We start from the raw sequence: 4,955 nt of genomic DNA, 5'->3' as shown, positions 1-4,955 counted from the left end.
TCTGTGCAAGGCCTTCAACGTTTCAGCGTCGATGCGGCCGTTTGTCGCCAGCGTGTTGTCATAGTCACTTGCCAATGCAATGAAGCGCATCTTGCACCTCTCTCCGGCTTGTTACGGCTGCGGGCATCAATGCCTTGATCTTGATCCGCTGTGCACACGTAGCGAGTGATTCTTTCGCGTGCCGTTGCGATCTGTGAGTGCCCGAGGCTATCTTGCCATCAGCCGCAGGCGTTCCAACTCCTGCGCGCTCGCCGTGCGTGCAGCAAGCAGCCGGTCATACACCGCCAAGTAATCGTCGGTCATGCGAGCGGCGGTAAAACGTTGCTCGAACTCTCGTCGGCAACCCGCGCGATCCAGATCGCCGATGTTTGCGACAGCGCCCACCGCCTCGTCCACGCCGTCGACTATAAGACCGCTGATCCCATGTTCGAGCACCTCTGGGACCGCACCGCGGCTAAACGCAATGACCGGCGTCCCAGAGGCCATTGCCTCGATCATGACCATCCCGAATGGCTCCTGCCATTCGATCGGGAACAACAGCGCGCGAGCGTTCGCGATCAGCTCTTTGCGGGCCGACCCGCCGACCTCTCCGAGATACTCGACAAATCCGCGGCATTCGCGCAACAGCGGCTCTATCTGAAGCCAAAAATAGTCTCGCTCGCCCGGATGAATCTTGGCCGCCATCTTCAGCGGCAAGCCAGCTCGTCGTGCGATTTCAATAGCGAGATCGGGCCGCTTCTCCGGCATCATGCGGCCCAGAAACAGAAGATATTCACCCGGCTTTTCCTCGTATGTCATTTCATCCAGTGGCAACCCGTGATGCACCGTGGTCTGCCAGTTCGCCCATGGAATCGGGCCGCGCTGATCGTCGGAGATTGACACGAGCGGCGCCTCGGCGAACTCGCGAAAAAGCGGGCCATGATCGGAGGGGAGCAGCCGACCATGCAAGGTGGTCAATGAGTCGCAGGACATGGAACGGGTCAATGGCAGATGCAGAGGGTCGCCGTGAAAGTGCACGACGTCAAACTGGCCGGCATTGCGGGCCACCTGGTCGAGTTGGCGCAAATGATGGGTAAGCGTGTCCCAAACGCGTGCGTCGCGCCAAAGCCCACGCTCGCAGATTGGCACGAGTCTCGCGAGGGTGCGGGAGTCCCCACTCGCGAAGAGGGTCACGTCATGTCCTCGACGAACCAATTCCTCCGTCAAATAGGACACGACTCGCTCCGTAGCGCCATAGGCGTACGGTGGAACGCTCTCGTAGAGCGGGGCGACTTGTGCGATTCGCATAGTGGACTACCGGTCGTCGGTTCAACCAACAAGAGCATTGTGCGTGCCAGTGACCGGGGACGCCGTCGCACTCGTAAAGCGATGAAAATCGCCCGTCCGTAGGTCTGATGGGGGTCATCCGGCTTGGTCAGGCTCTCGATGCTTGATAGCGTCCCTACTTGAAAAGTCGTGCTCGGAATCCGTGCCCCGCAAACCGCAACTCAGCGTGTGACGAACACGTTTCAGTTCGCCAAAAAGCAAACATCGTCAGATCGGTGAATACCGCCGGCCGCGCTGAGTTTTTCGACGCTGTTAGCGTAGACCACAGGAAGGCCGCACTGTCGAATTCGGCGTTTGGGAACGCTCAATGCTGCTATAGCAAAGCCGGATGTTCCGGCGTCAATCTGCGGGGAGGGCCCTTATGACAATGGTTTCGGAAGTAATGACACGCGATGCGGAAACGATCGCACCTGATACTACTCTGCGTGAGGCAGCGGACTTGATGGACCGCCTGAACGTGGGCGATCTGCCCATCTGCGACGGACAGAAGCGCGTGGGCATGGTAACGGATCGCGACATCGTTGTTCGTGCGGTGTCCGTCGGAAACGATCCTTCGTGCCGGGTAAGCAAGGCGTCGAGCGCACCGGTTCAATGGTGTTACGAGGACGACGATGTGGCTGACGTTGAAAAGAAGATGGTCGATTCTCAGATACGCCGCCTTCCTGCGTCGACCGCGCGAAACACTTGGACGGAATGATAGCTTTGGCTGACCTTGCTGCAAGGGACGGCGACGCATCCAAGGCCGTGGCCGAAATATCTCAGCCGGCGCGGCCTGATCGCTGAATCAGCAGCAAAGGCAACACGCAGCAACGAGCACGGGGCACTGAGCCTCGCCATTCCCGGATCGGGGCGGGCAGGCCGAACCATCTAAAATATTTGGAGGACATATGGCTGATCGAAATCACGGCGAAACTCCACGTTCGCCTATCGAGGTACAAAAGGCGCTGAAAGGAGTGTCATATCCCGCGGATAAACAGACGCTGCTTGAGACAGCTCGCTCAAACGGCGCGGATAAAGACGTTACGGCTGCGCTCGAGGCGCTCCCCGATGGCGAATATGCGAGTCCGGCGGAAGTGTCGAAAGGCGTAGGTAACGAAAATTAGCGCTTTCCCAGGCGCGTTGATCCCCCGCGCGTGGCGAATGCTGGCCGAAATTGGTGCGGCCAGTCCCTGCTGCGGCGAGGCGCGATCAGGCGTTCCTTCCCGAGTTCTGCCAGCGCTTGAACCATTCGCCCCGGATACGTAGGCCGTTGGCGTCGGCAGATGTCGAGCAGGTGGAGCTCGCGCCCAGCGGGTAGAACCGCACTCCAGTTACCTACCGTCGGCCGTTTGCCGTAACCGTTCCTCGCCAAAGCCGAAAAACGCGTATCGATTCTCCCTCGCCCCGGCCTTGTATTTGTTCATCCACGGTGGTCTGCTAGCACCTTCTCGTAAGTCTCCAGATATGCGTGCGCCATCCTGGCGGCAGTGAAACGCTCTTCAAAGGCCTGGCGGCAGCGTCGGCGATTCAATTCGCCAGTGCGGCCAACGGCGACGACGGCCTCTTCGACGCTGTCCACGATGAAGCCGGTGACTCCGTCGTCGATGATTTCGGGAACTGAGCCGTTCCGAAAAGCAATTACGGGTGTGCCACAAGCGAGGGCCTCCACCATTACTAGCCCAAACGGCTCAGGCCAGTCGATGGGAAAAAGCAGCGCGCGTGCATTGCCGAGAAATTCGTCCTTCCTTGAGTCGGTGACCTCGCCACAAAAATTAACCAGCGGATCGCGGAACAGGTCTTTTATATAATGCTCGAAATACCATCGATCGCCGTTGTCGACCTTGGCCGCAATGACGAGTGGTACGCCCGCGCGGCGCGCGATTTTGACAGCCCGGTCCGGGCGTTTCTCCGGCGCAATCCGGCCGAGAAACGCCAGGTAGTCTCCCGGCCGTTCGCGGAACGTGTATAGATGGTCGGACAGTCCGTGATAGACGGTGGCCTGCCAGTTCAACCAAGGTAGGGGCCGTCGTTGCGCGTCGGAAATAGAAATCAACGGGATGTCCGCGAACTCGTGGTAAAGCTGCGCAAGACCGGGGGTGTCCAGACGCCAATGCAAGGTGGTCAGGTGCGGACAAGCCAAGCGGCGGGAAAATGGAAAATGCAGGTAATCAACATGAAAATGAACCAGATCGAACTCGGCCGATTGGCGCACTACCCTTTCCAGCATTGCAAAGTGCCATGCTAGCGGATCGGCCGTGCCTTCAATGAGGCGCAATGGACACGGGCAAGCAGCGATCAGATGGGCGCCGGTCGTCGAGTCGCCGCTGGCGAAAAGCGTGACGTCATGGCCTAGCCGGACAAGTTCCTCTGTAAGATAAGAGACGACCCGCTCGGTGCCTCCATACGCCTGCGGCGGGACGCTCTCGTAAAGTGACGAAACTTGGGCGATCCGCATGATCATGCCTCGCTTGTCATGTCAACCTGCCGCAGTGGTCCGTACCGCCCGATCGTCAAGTCCGTTGTGTTCTCTTGGCGTGCACGGGTGAAGAGAGCACGGCACTGTTCGCATCTCGAAGCATCGCATTCGCATCTGAACTGGTCACCGGCCCTACAAACAAAGTGTCGCAGTGGTTGTTTCCCAACCCTAAGGCTTCCGGGTTGTCCGAAGCTTCGCCGCGGGTCAGGTCGAATGCTTCCTCCATCCGGATCGGTCGGGCCCTATCCGCTCTCTAGTGCAAGAGTCAGCATACTCGCTGCATCGACCAGACTCGCCCCTACTCTTCAGCATTGACTATGCCGGACCCATCGTCACCAATTCCCTCCGGGTGGCGTTGCCCGGCATAACAGGCGGTGCGCTATAACCGGTTCCTCATCCGAGCATAAAGATACAAGGTCCCGCCTGCTACCGTACTGGCGATGATCCCGGCATGCGGAGCGCAGGACATGCGCTAAACCGGCGAAGCGTCCCGCTTCCTGTCCTGTGACTTCCATCGCGATCGTTGCTTGACGCGCGACGTCAGGCCAAACCGCGCGAAGATGCACGGCTTCCATGGTTGAAGTCGTCCGCATTGCGAACGGCAACGCTCAACAATCCGCCTGGCGGTGCGACTCCCCGAGAATACTGCCGGAGCAGTTAACCACGGGCGTGCAATTTACGGTCGTTAACGTGGATGCGAGCTCTGAGCGGGGCCAACGTATCGCTGCACCCGAGACAACATATTGTTGGCAGGGACCGAGGACACCATCTCGAAACCACTCATTTTCCTTGCTTCGGTCTCCGCGATGGAGAGACGCTCGATTAGAGTATGTCGCGCATGCGATAGTAGAGCATCCCGAGCACCAGCGCGGGCGTGCGCATCAAGGCCCCACCTGGAAAGCGACGGTGTTTGACCCTCGCGAATAGGTCTAGTCTTTCGGCCTGTCCGGCGATAGCTTCTGCGGCAACCTTTCCGGCCATGCCAGCGAGCGCCAGTCCATGTCCGGAAAAGCCCTGCAGGAAAAAGATATCAGGCCGGATCCGCCCGAAATGTGGTGCGCGGTTCATGGTGATATCGACGAAGCCGCCCCAAGCGTGGTCGATTGCAAGATCTTCCAACTGTGGAAACACGTTGACCATACGCTTGCGCATTCTTTCGACGAGATTGCGGGGA

General features: G+C 59.1%; 4 protein-coding genes and 1 pseudogene. 2 read left to right on the top strand and 3 right to left on the bottom strand.

Annotation, left to right across the window (positions count from 1 at the left end):
- Nucleotides 1-207: 207 nt before the first annotated feature.
- The gene (locus tag JWR14_RS12720) at nt 208-1,287 is read right to left on the bottom strand and encodes a glycosyltransferase family 4 protein (protein ID WP_299706827.1); all 1,080 of its coding nucleotides are present in this window, start codon (nt 1,285-1,287) and stop codon (nt 208-210) included.
- Between the two features lie 400 nt (nt 1,288-1,687).
- Here JWR14_RS12720 and JWR14_RS12715 point away from each other — a divergent pair.
- Nucleotides 1,688-2,109 (top strand): annotated as a pseudogene (locus JWR14_RS12715) (CBS domain-containing protein).
- Between the two features lie 104 nt (nt 2,110-2,213).
- Nucleotides 2,214-2,429, top strand: a complete 216-nt coding sequence (locus JWR14_RS12710; protein WP_299706824.1) for a DUF2795 domain-containing protein — start codon at nt 2,214-2,216, stop codon at nt 2,427-2,429.
- A 296-nt stretch (nt 2,430-2,725) separates the two neighbouring features.
- Here JWR14_RS12710 and JWR14_RS12705 read toward each other — a convergent pair whose 3' ends face one another.
- The gene (locus JWR14_RS12705) at nt 2,726-3,760 is read right to left on the bottom strand and encodes a glycosyltransferase family 4 protein (protein ID WP_299706830.1); all 1,035 of its coding nucleotides are present in this window, start codon (nt 3,758-3,760) and stop codon (nt 2,726-2,728) included.
- Between the two features lie 843 nt (nt 3,761-4,603).
- On the bottom strand, nt 4,604-4,955 hold a 352-nt coding region (locus JWR14_RS12700; protein WP_299706821.1), incomplete at its 5' end, for an FAD-binding oxidoreductase.

The organism is Caballeronia sp., assembly GCF_028292365.1.
Classification (GTDB): Bacteria; Pseudomonadota; Gammaproteobacteria; order Burkholderiales; family Burkholderiaceae; genus Caballeronia.
Note: the sequence above shows the minus strand (reverse complement) of the source record. Positions and strands in the feature narration are given on the sequence as shown.

Bases quoted from the DNA above. Each gene is read 5' to 3' on its own strand.
- JWR14_RS12720 (WP_299706827.1), bottom strand. From the start codon at position 1,287: ATGCGAATCGCACAAGTCGCCCCGCTCTACGAGAGCGTTCCACCGTAC.
- JWR14_RS12710 (WP_299706824.1), top strand. From the start codon at position 2,214: ATGGCTGATCGAAATCACGGCGAAACTCCACGTTCGCCTATCGAGGTA.
- JWR14_RS12705 (WP_299706830.1), bottom strand. From the start codon at position 3,760: ATGCGGATCGCCCAAGTTTCGTCACTTTACGAGAGCGTCCCGCCGCAG.